10 protein-coding genes are annotated in these 14,905 nt (G+C 49.5%); 4 read left to right on the top strand and 6 right to left on the bottom strand.

Annotation, left to right across the window (positions count from 1 at the left end; genetic code table 11):
* Positions 1-92: 92 nt before the first annotated feature.
* The 3 genes from ilvC to AC3WRW_RS23560 all read left to right on the top strand — a co-directional run bounded on the left by ilvC (position 93) and on the right by AC3WRW_RS23560 (position 4,250).
* On the top strand, positions 93-1,085 hold the full coding sequence (gene ilvC, locus AC3WRW_RS23550) for a ketol-acid reductoisomerase (RefSeq protein ID WP_171683004.1): 993 nt from the start codon (positions 93-95) through the stop codon (positions 1,083-1,085).
* A 328-nt stretch (positions 1,086-1,413) separates the two neighbouring features.
* Positions 1,414-2,961 carry a 2-isopropylmalate synthase gene (locus AC3WRW_RS23555; RefSeq protein ID WP_492548714.1) on the top strand — a complete coding sequence of 516 codons (1,548 nt, stop codon included), beginning with the start codon at positions 1,414-1,416 and terminating at the stop codon, positions 2,959-2,961.
* 92 nt (positions 2,962-3,053) lie between these two features.
* Positions 3,054-4,250, top strand: coding sequence for an aminotransferase-like domain-containing protein (locus AC3WRW_RS23560; RefSeq protein ID WP_492548715.1), 1,197 nt, complete (start codon positions 3,054-3,056; stop codon positions 4,248-4,250).
* Positions 4,251-4,320: 70 nt separating this feature from the next.
* Here AC3WRW_RS23560 and AC3WRW_RS23565 read toward each other — a convergent pair whose 3' ends face one another.
* The 6 genes from AC3WRW_RS23565 to AC3WRW_RS23590 all read right to left on the bottom strand — a co-directional run bounded on the left by AC3WRW_RS23565 (position 4,321) and on the right by AC3WRW_RS23590 (position 13,442).
* Complete coding sequence (locus AC3WRW_RS23565) at positions 4,321-6,852, bottom strand: beta-mannosidase (RefSeq protein WP_492548716.1); 2,532 nt, start codon at positions 6,850-6,852, stop codon at positions 4,321-4,323.
* 30 nt (positions 6,853-6,882) lie between these two features.
* The gene (locus AC3WRW_RS23570) at positions 6,883-8,463 is read right to left on the bottom strand and encodes a helix-turn-helix domain-containing protein (protein ID WP_492548717.1); all 1,581 of its coding nucleotides are present in this window, start codon (positions 8,461-8,463) and stop codon (positions 6,883-6,885) included.
* Positions 8,444-10,216, bottom strand: a complete 1,773-nt coding sequence (locus AC3WRW_RS23575; RefSeq protein ID WP_492548718.1) for a cache domain-containing sensor histidine kinase — start codon at positions 10,214-10,216, stop codon at positions 8,444-8,446. Before AC3WRW_RS23575 ends, AC3WRW_RS23570 begins: the two co-directional genes overlap by 20 nt.
* A gap of 36 nt (positions 10,217-10,252) precedes the next feature.
* The gene (locus tag AC3WRW_RS23580) at positions 10,253-11,131 is read right to left on the bottom strand and encodes a carbohydrate ABC transporter permease (RefSeq protein ID WP_492548719.1); all 879 of its coding nucleotides are present in this window, start codon (positions 11,129-11,131) and stop codon (positions 10,253-10,255) included.
* Between the two features lie 19 nt (positions 11,132-11,150).
* The gene (locus AC3WRW_RS23585; protein WP_492548720.1) at positions 11,151-12,026 is read right to left on the bottom strand and encodes a carbohydrate ABC transporter permease; all 876 of its coding nucleotides are present in this window, start codon (positions 12,024-12,026) and stop codon (positions 11,151-11,153) included.
* An 81-nt stretch (positions 12,027-12,107) separates the two neighbouring features.
* Entirely contained in the window at positions 12,108-13,442 is a 1,335-nt protein-coding gene (locus AC3WRW_RS23590) for an extracellular solute-binding protein (protein ID WP_492548721.1), read from the bottom strand.
* A gap of 288 nt (positions 13,443-13,730) precedes the next feature.
* On the opposite strand from AC3WRW_RS23590, the gene leuB reads away from it, so the two are divergent.
* The gene (gene leuB / locus AC3WRW_RS23595) at positions 13,731-14,810 is read left to right on the top strand and encodes a 3-isopropylmalate dehydrogenase (protein WP_492548722.1); all 1,080 of its coding nucleotides are present in this window, start codon (positions 13,731-13,733) and stop codon (positions 14,808-14,810) included.
* Positions 14,811-14,905: the final 95 nt, after the last annotated feature.

The raw sequence follows: 14,905 nt of genomic DNA on the forward strand, positions 1-14,905 counted from the left end.
CTGCCCGGTCATGCAGCCGGGGTAGCCGTTGAAACACCCACTCAAGGGGTAGACAATACGGATTCATCATATCAAAGGAGGATTTATACGAAATGGCAGTTACTACTTACTATGAAAAAGATGCAGACTTAGCGGTACTTAAAGGTAAAACAATCGCAGTGGTTGGGTATGGTTCCCAAGGGCACGCACAAGCACAAAACTTGCGTGACAGCGGATTGAACGTAATCATCGGTCTTCGTGAAGGCCGTTCTTGGAACGCAGCTAAAAATGACGGTTTCGAAGTGGTATCCGTTGAAGAAGCGGCAGCACGCGCTGACGTTATTCAAATCTTGATGCCGGATGAAACACAAGCTCGCGTATACCGTGAGTCCATTCAACCGAACATGAAAAAAGGCGCAGCCTTGATGTTCTCCCACGGTTTCAACATTCATTTCGGTCAAATCGTAGCTCCTGAAGGTACGGATGTATTCTTGGTTGCTCCTAAATCCCCAGGTCACATGGTACGTCGTACTTATGTTGAAGGCTTCGGCGTTCCTGGCTTGATCGCGATCGAGAAAGACGCTACGGGCAACGCGAAAGCAATCGGTCTTGCTTATGCAAAAGGTATCGGCTGTACGCGTGCAGGGGTTATCGAAACTTCCTTCCGCGAAGAGACAGAAACTGATTTGTTCGGTGAGCAAGCCGTTCTTTGCGGTGGTGCGTCTGAACTGGTTAAAGCAGGTTTCGAAACTTTGGTTGAAGCTGGTTATGCACCAGAAATGGCTTACTTCGAGTGCTTGCACGAGCTGAAATTAATCGTTGACATGATGTATGAAGGCGGAATCTCCTCCATGCGCAGCTCCATCTCCAACACAGCGGAGTATGGTGACTATGTAACAGGACCACGCATCATTACAGCTGAAACGAAAAAAGAAATGAAAGCTGTTCTTACAGATATCCAACAAGGTAAATTCGCTCGCGACTTCATCTTGGAAAACCAATCCAACTTCGCGTTCATGAACGCGACTCGCCGCAACGAAGCTCAACACCCAATCGAGGTTGTTGGTGCCGAACTGCGTGAAATGATGCACTGGATCAAAAAGTAATGTAACGCTTTATTGAATCATATAGTTATACATCCCACAGGGAGTGATTGAGGAGAATTTCCCAGTCACTCCCTGTGAATACTATTTAGACGAGTATAAATTTATCGTAAATTTTTAAAACCTTCTTGGAATTGCTCAGTGGAGGGCTCAGTGTTTGTCGGAGAAGCGAAGCGTTCGTATTTGAAAACATGTCCCAACCTTTTGTTTTATTTAGATGAGGGGACAAGTTTTCAAGAAACGATCGGAGACAAATGCTGAAGAACGGAACGGTCGGCAGTTGAAGTAGGTTTTAATCCATTTGCTAGAAATCTTTTAGGAGGTGACCATGGTGCGCAAAATCTACATCTTTGATACAACGCTCAGAGACGGAGAACAATCGCCAGGCGTGAACCTGAACACACAGGAGAAGGTCGAAATCGCGCTTCAACTTGAGAAGCTGGGTGTCGATCGAATGGAGGCCGGCTTCCCCGCTGCATCACCTGGTGACTTGGCAGGCGTTAATGCCGTAGCGAGAGCCGTTAAGAACGCCTCAGTGATCGGTCTGTCCCGCTCGAAAGAGACGGACATCGAGGCCGTTCGCGAAGCGCTGCAGGGCGCTCAGGACCCATGTATTCATTTATTTTTGGCAACGTCCCCGATCCATCGGAAGCATAAGCTGAAGATGGAGAAGCACCAAGTGCTGGAGACCGCGGAAGCCGCGATTAAATATGCGAAGAAGTATTTCAGCAAAATCGAGTTTTCACTCGAGGACGCCGGCCGCACGGAGCTCGATTTCATCGCGGAAGTGACGGAGATGGCCATCCGTGCCGGGGCTTCGGTCGTGAATATTCCGGATACAGTCGGTTATATGACGCCGTACGACTACGGGAATATTTTCAAAATGCTGAAGGACACCGTCCCAGGCATTGAGAAAATCCAGCTGAGCGCGCACTGCCATGACGACCTTGGCATGGCGACAGCCAACGCGCTAGCGGCGGTATTGAATGGTGCCGACCAAATCGAAGGCACCATCAACGGCATCGGCGAGCGGGCAGGGAACACCTCGATCGAGGAAGTCGTGCTGGCGCTGGAAACACGCCAGGACTTCTACCAAGCGAAAACATCGCTTGTGTTGAACGAGATCTACCGCACCAGCCGTTTGGTCAGCAAGCTGACCGGCATGGTGGTGCCAGGCAATAAAGCGATCGTCGGCGCTAACGCGTTCGCGCATGAGTCGGGCATCCATCAGGATGGAATGCTCAAGGAGAAAACGACCTACGAGATTATTTCCCCGGAAACCATTGGTGTCAAGGAAAGCAAGCTCGTAATGGGTAAACACTCCGGCCGCCATGCGTTCCGCGAGAAGTTGATCGACCTCGGCTACGACCTGGCCGAGGAGCAAGTGAACGCAGCGTTCGCCAAGTTCAAGGATTTGGCTGACCGCAAGAAGCAGGTGGAGGATGAAGATATTCGCGCGCTGATCGAAGAGAAGCTGATTGAAACGCCGGAAGTTTTCGCTCTGGGCACGCTTCAAGTGGCTTACGGCAACCAGATGACGCCGACAGCAACCGTGCATGTTCGCTTCCAAGACGGCAGCGAGGTGGCGGAAAGCGCTGTGGGCAACGGTTCCGTCGACGCCATTTACAATGCGATCGATAAAGCGACGAAGGAAGACGTCGAGCTGGATGACTATTCCATTAAGTCCGTTTCTCACGGCAAAGATGCGCTCGGCGAAGTACACGTAGTTCTGAAACAGAACGATGTGTCCGTTCAAGGACGCGGCATCTCGACCGATATTCTCGAAGCAAGCGCCAAGGCTTACTTGGACGCTTTGAACAGACTCATCGATAAACGCAAAACTCCAACAAGCAACAGAAGCAACGTTACGTTGATATAATTACTCAGGGTCCAAGGGACTACCGGATAAGCACCTCACCTCCAAGCTAGAGGAGGGGTGCTTTCTGCAAATGCGAAAGGATGCGTCCATATATGAAATATCGATTTTCTAAATCGCTGGAAGGCTTCTCATCCTCGGCAGTAAGAGAAATTCTTAAGCTGACACAAGGCTCCTCGATCATTTCTTTTGCCGGCGGATTGCCTGCTGAAGAGTTTTTCCCATTGGACGCGGTGAGCGAGGCGTTTAAACGAGTTGTTGGCGGCGGGAAGTCAGCGCTGCAGTATGGATTGACCGAAGGGTACAAGCCGCTGCGCGAGTCGTTATGCAAACGGATGGCCGCCAAAAATATGATCGTCACACCGGACGAGATGCTGCTGACGACAGGTTCCCAGCAAGCGATCGATTTGTTGACGCGCGTATACATTGATGAAGGCGATGTCATTCTGGTCGAAAGACCGACATATCTGGCGGCGATTCAAGTATTTCAAGCCAAAGGCGCGAAAATTTATTCGGTCGACAGCGACAACGACGGCATGATTCTCGAAGATCTCGCCGCCAAAGTGGCGCAGCACAATCCGAAGCTGGTTTATGTCATTCCTACGTTCTCGAACCCGGCAGGCCGGGCATGGAGCTTGGAACGCCGTCAAGGCTTGCTGAATATTTGCCGCGAGGCGGATGTGCTTATCCTTGAGGATGATCCATACGGGGAAATTCAATTTGATGAAAATGAAAATTACCCATCCATCTTCTCGCTAGGCGGTAAAGCCGAAGGCGGGAATGTCGTGTACACGAGCACCTTCTCCAAGACGGTAGCGCCTGCTTTCCGGACGGGCTGGGTGATGGGAGACGAAAACCTGATTCGTCAAATCGCCCGTTTTAAACAATCGGCAGATCTGCACTCCAGTACGATCGATCAGCAAACGCTGTATCATCTGCTAGAGCACTTCGATCTCGATGCACATATTTCTTTGATCCGCGAGCAGTATTTGGATCGGATGAAATTCATGTCTGGCCTTTTGAAGGAATTGAACTGGCCAGGTCTGAAGTGGGAAGATCCGAAGGGCGGCATGTTCATATGGGTGGAGCTTCCGCCGCATATTCGCGCAGAGGATCTGCTGAAAATCGCGGTAAAAGAGGGCGTGGCTTTTGTTCCAGGCTCCACCTTCTACGCCGAGAATCCGCAGTACAACACCATGCGTCTGAACTACACGCATACAGATCGCGAGAACACAATTCTCGGGATGCAAAAGCTGGCGAAAGCCATGGAATCATACTTGCAAAGCGTTTAAAAGAAGAGGGCTGTCCTGCCGGGTTAAGAATCACCTGGCGAGACAGCCCTATTTTATATACGAAGATGAATTATGAGTTCAGAGCACTTACGGACACATTGTTCAATGAAACTTTGCCTCCGGACGGGTCGCTGACGTGAACGATCCTTTGCTCACCGGCCAGCAAGTCGAAGAAATTATCGCTGAAGCGAAGGTTTCCTTGCGGGACATCGATTTTGACCAAGCGTGCGTGGGCGCCATTAGCCGTAATTTGAACGGTTTGCGCAGCTTCATCCACTTGGACTTCCAGCGAGGCAGCAGGAAGCTTAAGATCCTTCTGATCACGCAGGTAGAACAGGTTATCCGGCGCATCCCAAGCCGCAGTGCTTAGCTTGACGACGACCTGATCCGGCGAAGTACCGTTCAGTACGTCTGTTTCTTCCAAGCTGCCGAGATGCACGGCTGCATTCGGTTTAACCTCCGCATGGAAAGCATGGCGGAAGAGCTCCTCGCCTGAAAAGTTATACACAGACAGTATGACTTCACCCTGGAGAGCGTTCAAGGTATCGTTAACCGCCCAAACCTGGAGCGGCTGCCCTGGCTCATGATCGAGTGAAAGAAGCAGCGGATGATAGAACTTTTTCGCGTAATAATAGGAGGCTTTCGGAAGCAGTTCATAGTCGATCAGCGACCAGCTTGTACCCGGCCAGCTATCGTTAAGCTGCCAGACAAGCGATCCGCTCGTACGGTGCTTATTGCGGCGGTAATGTTCGATACCGTACTTCAAGCCTTCGGCTTGGGTCAACATGGAGAAGTTCATGTACTCCTCAATGTTGGACGGAATGCCGGTGTACCCCTCCATAAGCAGGATGCCCTTCTGATGGTTCGTATCTTTATTGCGATAGGCCATCTCTACACTGTTCCAGTAAAATTGGCCGTCCGGAATGTTTTTCTCAAGCGTATAGCGATTAGCTGAAGCATGCATGCCGAACTCGCTGCTGAACAGGGTGAAGTCTTTTTTGTAATTTTTAAACGTGACGCCTTCGATGCTGTAGTCCAGCAAGGGGGCATCGCCGAATTGGCGGGGATAGACGGAGCCGTGCCACACCTGCCAATTATGGCGGTCGCCGACGTCCGGATCATTCGCGTCATTGCCGCCGAAAGGTGAGGAGGGCCAGTAAGCCCGGCTGTCATCCAGCAGTTCAAGCGCTTCCGGGATCAGTTCATGGTAAATGACTTCTCCCCAGAACGGGCAGTTAATGTCGCCGCCGGACGATTTCATATCATAGAGCCAATCGATTTCGTTGTTTCCGCACCACAGAGCAAGAGACGTATAATTGCGCAGACGCTTAATGTTATAAATGACTTCCTTGCGAACATTGTCCATAAAATCTTGGTTAAAATCAGGGAAGAGGGCATTGGCGAAAGCAAAATCCTGCCAAACCAGCACACCGCGCTTGTCGCATTCCTCGTAGAACACGTCCTTCTCATAAACACCGCCGGCCCAGATGCGCAGCATATTCATGTTCGAACCCACGGAAAGATCAATCAAATCGCGGTAGCGCTGATCGGGGATACTTCCGATAAAGTGATCGGCAGGAATCCAGTTCGCGCCTTTGGCGAATAGCTTGACGCCATTGAGAAGGAAGGCAAATGCATGCTCGCCTTGTTCATTGTGCAGCTGAAGTTCAATGGTCCTGATTCCCAAAGGCTTCTGATAACGGTCGACAAGCTCGCCATTCGCATAAAGCAGCACTTCCAACTCATACAAGTAAGGCTCGCCCAAGTCATGCGTCCACCATAGCTTCGGATTCGCGACATCCAGTGTCCATGTGTTTGTTGTCGCCCGGTTGGTTAAGGTGGCTTGTCCCGTTACCGGCTCGCGGAGCGAAGCAATGACATCGCCTTCCGGCGTCAAAAGCCGAACTTCGCACTCACGCTCCACGTCTTTGCGGAGAGCAATCACATCGACATCAACTTTAATCGAAGCAGACGATTCATGAAGGGCTGCCGTTCTCGCAAAAACGCTGTCCAGCTTCGCGAGGCGTCTGCGCGCAATGCTCACTTTGCCCCAGATGCCTACCGTCACCATGCGAGGTCCCCAGTCCCAACCGAAATTCATCGCGGCTTTGCGCAGCCAAGGACGTTCTTTCGTATAGGAGGACCATTGGAAAAGCTCCTTATCCCGATTATGCAAATATAACGGGTCAAACTTGACCGCGATTGTATTTTTGCCATCGACGAGCACGCGGGTCACATCGAACGTATAGCCCATTAACATATTGTTCGTCGTGCCAATTTCCTTGCCATTGACATAGATGGTAGCGAACGTATCGAGTCCCTCAAAGGTCAATTCATGCTTCTCATCCCGATCCGCTTGGAACGAATAGTTGAATGCGCAGCGGTACCACCATTCCTTCTGCTCGATCCATCTGCTTTTCGCGTCGTTATGGCCAAAATAAGGGTTGTCGATAAGCCCCCGCTCGATGAGTGCGGAATGCACGTCGCCGGGCACTGCAGCCGTAATCCAGAAACGGTCGTCCAATCCCGCAGCCGCTACTTCCAGCGGTCTAGCTTGTCCAACCTCAAATTGTTGAAGTCTCCATAAACCTGATAGTTCCATGTCTGTTCTCTCCCTTGGCTTCATTACAGCTTACGATTTAGATGTATGTCTTACCTGCTTAGTAGCTTCTTCCCTGAACTCGCTAGGTGTCTTCCCCGTGAATTTCTTGAACACCTGGGAGAAATATTTGATATCCTCAAAGCCGACAGCGCCTGCGATTTCAGCGATTTTGGCAGGTGATCCGGTGAGAATTTCCATAGCCCGGTTGATCCGCTGCCTCGTCACATAATCGCCGAACGTGATGCCGGCCTCCTTTTTAAACACTTCGCTCAAATGGTTGGGATGCAGATGTACGAATTTCGCGACCTGCTGCAAGCCCACGTCATTGGCCAAATTTTGCTGTATATAAGCCATAGCTTTCTGGGTATGCGTAGCTTTGCCTTCCCCGAGGCGGTGGTGGTAAAGCTCCATGAGGGCAAGCAAATGCTGAAACAGAACGTCCTTGAGGACCGTGCCGCGCTTTAGCGCAAGCGGAGCGATTTGTTCTTCGATGTTCCCGGAGCGGCCGGTGGCGGTCAGCACACGTTCCAGCCACCGATGGGCGGAGAGCGCGGCTGAGCGAATTTTTGACTCCAGCGAATCAATGGTCATTTGGGGGTCCTCGTACTCCGGCTGTAAAAAGCGGTGAACCCAGCTCTTGAGCGCGATGGAATCATTCTCCAGCAGAATGGCCGAGAGCTCCAATTCTTCTTCGTGCGAGCAAACCGTTCTGCCGCCTTTGCGCTGCATAATAGCCGAATAATCAAGCAAAGTTTGTTCCAAAATCGGTTTATAGCTGTAGGCATAATCGGCAGTGGTATAAGATTTATGCAAATCCTCTACCCGGTGAACCGGTTCCCCGATAGAAAGCCATATTTTGCATTTCAGCAGCCGTTCAATTTTACCCAGCGCCGCGGAAAGGTGGTCATGTGGATGGGAGCCCTGTTCATTGCGTGTGACAACGACGATTTGTTGTTTATCAATTAACGTTTCGCATGACAAAAGTTCATGCAGGATATTATCCACAGCGAACATAAGAAGAGATGTCGCCGTTGACGATTCGTCCCAGCCTTCCGCCGCGATCATATAGACTTGAAGCTTGCAAGCACCGGTGTTCGGGCCGGAAAACAAGAGCGGCATGTACTCAGCCAGGAGGGCTGAATCCGTGGCTGTCGTCGCTCCCTCAACGATCCATTGTTCAAACAACCGATTGCGGATTTCTTTGTTTTTGTACTGATCCTGGTTGTGGTGCTTCCATTTCTCCTCGATGCTTTGTTTGACCTTCAGAACGGTCTTCATGATTTCCTCAGGACGGCTTGTTTTCAGCAAATAATCGCTGACCCCTTGCCGAATCGCTTCCTGCATATAAACGAAATCATCGTATCCCGATAGAATGATGACTTCGATTTTCGGCAGCAGCTCCTTCGCTTTCTTCGCAAGCTCAAGCCCGTTCATTCGTTTCATGCGAATGTCCGTCAACAGAATATGAGGATGCTCATCCGGTATGCGGCGCAGCGCTTCTTCCGCAGAAGCGGCTGGCTGAAGAAGATCTACACCGATTTCATGCCATTTGATGACTTTAGCGAGCCCCGTGCGGATGATGACTTCATCGTCAACGATCATGATTTTCATGGGATTCCTCCATTATGGGTATGGAAAACGATACACAAGTGCCTGCATATAATTTGCTCTCGACGATGAGTCCCGATTCCGGTCCATAGTGCAGCAGCAGCCGTTCATGTACATTTCGCATGCCGTAGCTGGCATCGGAGGGAGGCTGTCCGCCCTGCGGATTCAAACTTTGTTTAACGGCAGCTAACTGTTCCTCGGACATCCCGATGCCATCATCCATGACCTTGAAGCCGATGAGATTGCCTTTCTTCTCAGCATAGATCGAGATGGTGCCTTTGGCTTCTTTCTTCTGAATACCATGGATCATCGCATTTTCCACGAGGGGCTGAAGCAGCAGTTTCAGCATGTAGGTATCGTTCAGTCTGGCATCGATCGTAAAATCGACCTCGAATTCGTCAGGGAAACGAATCGCTTGAACCAGCACATAGTTGCGAATATGCGCAATTTCTTGCGAGACGGTACAATATTCCTTTCCCTTGTTCAAACTGAAGCGAAGGAAATCACTTAAGGCGCCGACCATCTCAGCGATCCGGTTTTCTTCCGCCAGCAGCGCAATCCAATGAATGGAGGAAAGCGTATTGTACAGAAAATGCGGATTAATCTGCGCCTGTAAGGCGCGCATGTCCGCTTCTTTCTTGCGCGTTTCATTCTGAATGAGCTGCGTCTTGAGTGCCTCAATATGCGTCCCCAGCATGTTGTAGCTTTGAGCGAGCCGGCCGATTTCATCCTTGGAATCCGCCGGGTAGTGAGGCATGGGCTCGTCTGGATTGATTTTGGACAGCAGCCGGGTCAAGGTCCGAAGCGGATTCGTTACCCTTTGAATGACAAACAAGGTGAGAACGATATTGGTAAGGATCGCCAGAAGGGCCGCAATGCCTAATAACTGCAGAATGTATCGATTTTGAGCGCGGTACAATTGAGAAGGAATGACGCCGGCAATCGTCCAATCGATAGAGGGTTCTCGGTAATACAGAATGTTATGCTCATTATTCCCTTGACCATAGGTCCATTCTCCGGACACTTTGTTTTTCAAGTTCGCGTTAACCCCCGGAAACAACGTTTCGAAGGGGCGGGCGAGCCAGCTTTTATCCGTAGCGGACATCACCTCATGACGATTGTTCAGCAAAGCAACTTGTCCATGCCCCTCTGCCAGCATAGGCTCAGACCATATTCGGGAGAGCACTTGTTCATCCAGCGTAATCGAAAGCCAGCCGAGCGTCTGATAACTGTTGTTGTAGCTGCGAAAAGGGCGGATAAAGGAAAAAACCTTCCGTTCCCCCAAGTAGTTTTCAATGCGATAGAGCGGGGTCCATGTTTTATCCGTAACCTCTTTGATGTCTATTTGCTTGTGAATGTCCGTTTGATAGATTGTTGAAGTGGATAGAGGTGCCTCAGTGTTCGGATTTTTTGAATAGATCGTAATGTTGGAAATGTAGTCTTTGGAGTACACCAGATTCGTCATTAGCCCGAGAATAGCGTTTTTTTTCGATTCCTCCGGTTTGTTCATATAGGCTTGGACTTCGCTTTGTCCGATGATAAAGAGAGACATATTCTCGACGTCCTTCAAAATAAAGCGGAATTTGGCGTCCATTTGAGCCAGTGTGTCAAGACCTGCCTGCTGCGCTTTCTCTTCGGTAACCTTGGAGGAGATGGAGAAGGCAAACGTGCCAAGAAACAACAAGGGAATTAATGTCGTAACGAGCATAATGACAGAAAGTTTGCTGCGCAGCGAGTATCCAAACCATTTGATCATCACAAAATTGCTCCTTTGTTGTTTGCTTGTGGCCGATTAGCCTTTGACAGCTCCGGCTGTCATGCCTTTCATGACTTGTTCCTGGAAGGCGAGATAGACAGCAATGGTTGGGACAACCGCAATGGTCATAGCCGCAAGGGTTAGACCGTAATCCGTCTGGTAGCCGTCGGCAAAGTTGGCGATACTGAGAGGCAGCGTTTTTAAGCTGCTTTTGCTAATAAACACAAGCGCGAACGAGAAATCGTTCCAGAAGTGCAGAAAGCTGAGAATAATGACGGTCGAAAGAGCCGGTAAGGAAATAGGCAGCATAATGCGCCAAAATACCCCCCATAAACGTGTGCCGTCGATATAAGCGGCCTCTTCAATTTCTTTCGGGACGGATGCCAGATAGGCTGTCAGCACGAAAATAGCCGTCGGCAAAGCGAAGGCGGTGTAAGGCAGAATCAGCGCCCAGTAGGAATTCAGCAGGCTCACTTGTTTCATAAGAATGAACAGGGGAACCAGCGTGCTGTGGATAGGAATTAGCATGCCGATTACGAAGAACGTGAGAATGATGCCTTTAAAACGAAACTTCAATCTGGCGAGTACATAAGCGGCGAGAGAGCTGACAAATAACGTGAGTGCCAGTGAAACCAAGGAAACGATCACGGAATTCAGAAACGCCGTTCCCATTTTGGACGACTTCCACGCCGTCGCGTAGTTGGAAAACTGCCATGAAGCGGGCAGGCCAAACGGATTATTGAAAAACTCCCCGGTCGTTTTAAAAGAAGATATCACTAACCAGAGCAGCGGGAATAACGTTAAGATGGCATACAATGTTAAAAATGTCCAAAGTACGCCTTGTTTGACCAGGCTAAATGAAAAAGCAGGTTTGGTTGATCTTGCTTGTGCCGGTTGTGCAGCAAGTGGTTGCATGCTTACATTCCTCCTTTCTTTATGCTTTCGATTTGCGGCTCGTGATCCATTGGCTTAACCCAATGAAGATCAGGCTGATCAGGACGATGGAAGTGGAAATAGCGCTTCCGAATCCGTAACGGTACGAAGAAAAGGTCGAATTGTACATATAGGTTGCGAGCAATTCGGTGCCGTGTGCGGGACCGCCTTTGGTCATGACATAGACTAAATCGAATGATTTCAAGCTGCCGGAAATACATAAAATGATGGCGATTTGCACGGTCGTCCAAATCATAGGCAGTGTAATCGAAATCAGCTTGCGAGCACCCTCTGCGCCATCAAGCTGAGCGGCGTCGTGAATTTCCCCGGGAATATTTTGAAAAGCGGATATGAAAATAATAAGATACAGACCTACGAAGCTCCAAATTAAGGGAGGCGCGAGAGAGAAGATGGCAATTTTCGTATCGGACAGCCATTGCAGCTTCCAGCTTACCAGACCGAGCTTGTCCAAGAGGAAATTCAGAATCCCAATCTGCGGGTGATAAATATACTGCCAGATCATCCCGATCACGACAGAAGACAGAACCATCGGCACAAAAACGGCCGAGCGGATAAAGCGTTGAAGGGCATTGCTTTTGTGCAGCAGGATGGCAAGAATAAGCGCGATAGGAAGCTGACCGAAGACAGACACAACCAGGAAAATAAGATTGTTTTTCATGGCTCGCCAGAAAATAGGATCGTGGATAATTTCCACATAATTTTTCAGACCGATAAATTTCGCTGAGCCGATCCCTTTCCAATCAAAGAAGCTGTAGTAAGAGGACCAGATGACAGGGACAAAGACAAATAAAGCATAAATCAGAATTGCAGGCGCAAGACTTAGTATAACGAACCTGCGTATATAGGATGCATTCATTATTCTCACTTCCTTTGCTAGTGAAAGTATCTAGCCCTGCCACGGTTGTGGAGGGCTGAATACTTATATTTATGGGGCGGATTATTTACCGAGCGAGTTTGCTTGTGAATCTTGAATTTTCTTCGCGATAGCTTCCGGACTACCGCCCATAAGCAGTTCTTGCAATCCGTTGTTAATGACTTCCACAGTTGCAGAGCTTAGTTTGGAGTCATAAACTGGCGTGATTTTTGTCGTTTTCATCAAATTGTTCAATTCAACGAAAAGCGGGTGCGCTTTGCTTGGATCAAGGTCGATTTTGTAGCTGACGAGTGTTGAACTGTTCAGCGTTGCTTGCTGACCTTCAGGTCCGGAAAGAGCATAGAACAATTTAAGTGCAGCGTCTTTCTTCGCACCTGTTAACTTTTTGCTAACGCCAAGGCCTGTTCCGACTACGCCGGATGTTGTGTTAGCTTCGCCTTTCCCGCCGTTAATTGTAGGCAGAAGCGCTATGTGCGTGTTAGCCAATACATCTTTTGGCGTGTTTTGCACAACGTCGGCCATCGCCCAACCGCCATCGATGAACATAGCGGCTTTGCCTTGGAAGTAAAGCTGTCTCATTTGGTTTTGATCGATGCTGTTAAAACCATCTTGGAAAGCTTTCGAATCGCTAAGCGATTTTAAGGTAGTCAAAGATTGAATGAATTCCGGATCCGTGAATTTTGCGCCGTCTTGCTTAACAGCTTTCAGGAACCATTCGGTACCTGTTATACGATCGGCAATCGAGCTGAAGATGGTGGACTGTGCGGCCCAGTTAGCTTTATTGCCGAGCGCGATAGGAATCACTTTATTATCGTTAAACGTTTTGACCGCAGCGGTCAGCTCGTCCCACGTTTTCGGAACTTGGACTTTATATTGATCGAAAATGGCTTTGTTGTAGTAAATGAAGGACGTAGGCGATAAGTTCATCGGAACGGAATAGATTTTACCGTCAACCGTGTAGCCATCCAGTGCGTTAGGAATGAAATTATTTTTCCACTCCGGCTTGCTGTCCAAAAATTCATTGATCGGCTGCAAAAGATTGCCGCTAACGAATTCCTTCGTCATGGCATCGGGCCACATCACGAACAGGTCGGGCATTTCATTCGCCGCGGCTACCGTTTTCAAACGTGTTTTTAGACCGTCTGTTGGAAGGCCTTCAACTTCAAGCTCGATGTCGCTGTTTTGCGCTTTGAAATCATCCAGAATCTTGCGCATAGCCAGCGCTTTGGCATCCTGACCGGACCAATTGTGCCAGATGGTAAGTTTCACTTTCTCTTTGGAGCCGCCGCTGGCTGCCGTTGAAGCCGCATTGTCCGTTGTCTCCGCGCCACCGCCACAGCCGGCAAGCAGCACAGTCGATGCAAGCAATACAGTAGAAATTTGAGTGAGTTTTTTCATAAAATGACCTCCTGTTAGTGACTCTATTTGTATATTTTACGGATTTTAAACAATTTAGTAAGGTGAAGAGGATAAGGAGCAGGGTAGAAAATCATCGGATCGAAAGTAGGGGAAGATGCTCGACGGCGAGAGAGGGCTTTGCCGCTTTTTTGTTATAGGAGAAACCTATTAAAGCAATAGCTTTTATATCTAATGGAAAGGATTATCTTGTGTTACAATGAGAGCATTATATAGTCGATAGAGATGCTTACCTAGCAGCTTTACTATTCTAAGGAGTGAATGACAGTCATGGCAGATGTGAAAAAAATTGCTGTAATCGCTGGAGACGGCATTGGTCCAGAAGTCGTTGCCGAAGCGGAAAAAGTATTGAAACGCACCGAAGAGCTATTCGGTTATCAATTTGAAACTGAGCATGCTTTGTTCGGCGGAATTGCCATTGATGAGACAGGCACACCGCTTCCGGAAGAAACATTGAAGGTTTGTCAATCCGCAGATGCTGTTCTTCTAGGGGCAGTAGGCGGACCTAAGTGGGACAACAACCCGAAAGAGACTCGTCCGGAGACTGGTCTTCTCGGTATTCGCAAAGCGCTTGGCTTGTTCTCCAACATTCGTCCGGCGTTCATCTTTGACTGCTTGAAAGAGGCTTCCACTTTGAAACCGGAAGTTCTTGAAGGTACGGATCTGATCGTCGTTCGTGAATTGACGGGCGGTATTTACTTCGGTGAGAAATTCCGTCGTGAAACTGCGAACGGTCAAGAAGCGGTAGACACTTGCGCATATAACGTATCGGAAATCGAGCGTATTGCTCGTCAAGCGTTTGATATTGCCCGCACGCGCCGCAAAAAGCTTGCTTCCGTCGATAAAGCAAACGTTCTGGAAACATCCCGCCTATGGCGCGAAACGGTAAACCGCGTTGCTGTGGATTACCCGGATGTTGAGCTTGAGCACGTGCTTGTAGACAACTGCGCGATGCAATTGCTGCGTCGTCCGTCCTCCTTCGACGTCATCGTGACAGAGAACATGTTCGGCGACATCCTGAGCGACGAAGCAGCGATGCTGACAGGCTCCATCGGGATGCTGGCATCCGCTTCCCTTGGCGAAGGCAGCTTCGGCTTGTATGAGCCGGTACACGGTTCCGCGCCTGATATTGCAGGCCAAGGCATTTCCAACCCAATCGCAACGATCCTTTCCGTTGCTTTGATGTTCCGCCTGACGTTCGGTTACCACGATGCAGCGGATTCCATCGAGCGCGCCGTGAAAGAAGTGCTTGATGCGGGTCACCGCACAGGCGACATCGCCGTCGATAAGAGCAAAGCAATCGGAACGCTGGCTATGGGCCAACTGATTGTTGACGCTATGCGCAAATAATAACAAGAGCTTGCCCGCTAAAGCATTCTATGCTTATGTGGGTGAGCTCTTTTTTTGTGGCGCTGGGGCGGGTTTTTAGGGGGAAGTGGGAGGAC

Source organism: Paenibacillus sp. FW126-R14 (genome assembly GCF_058789495.1).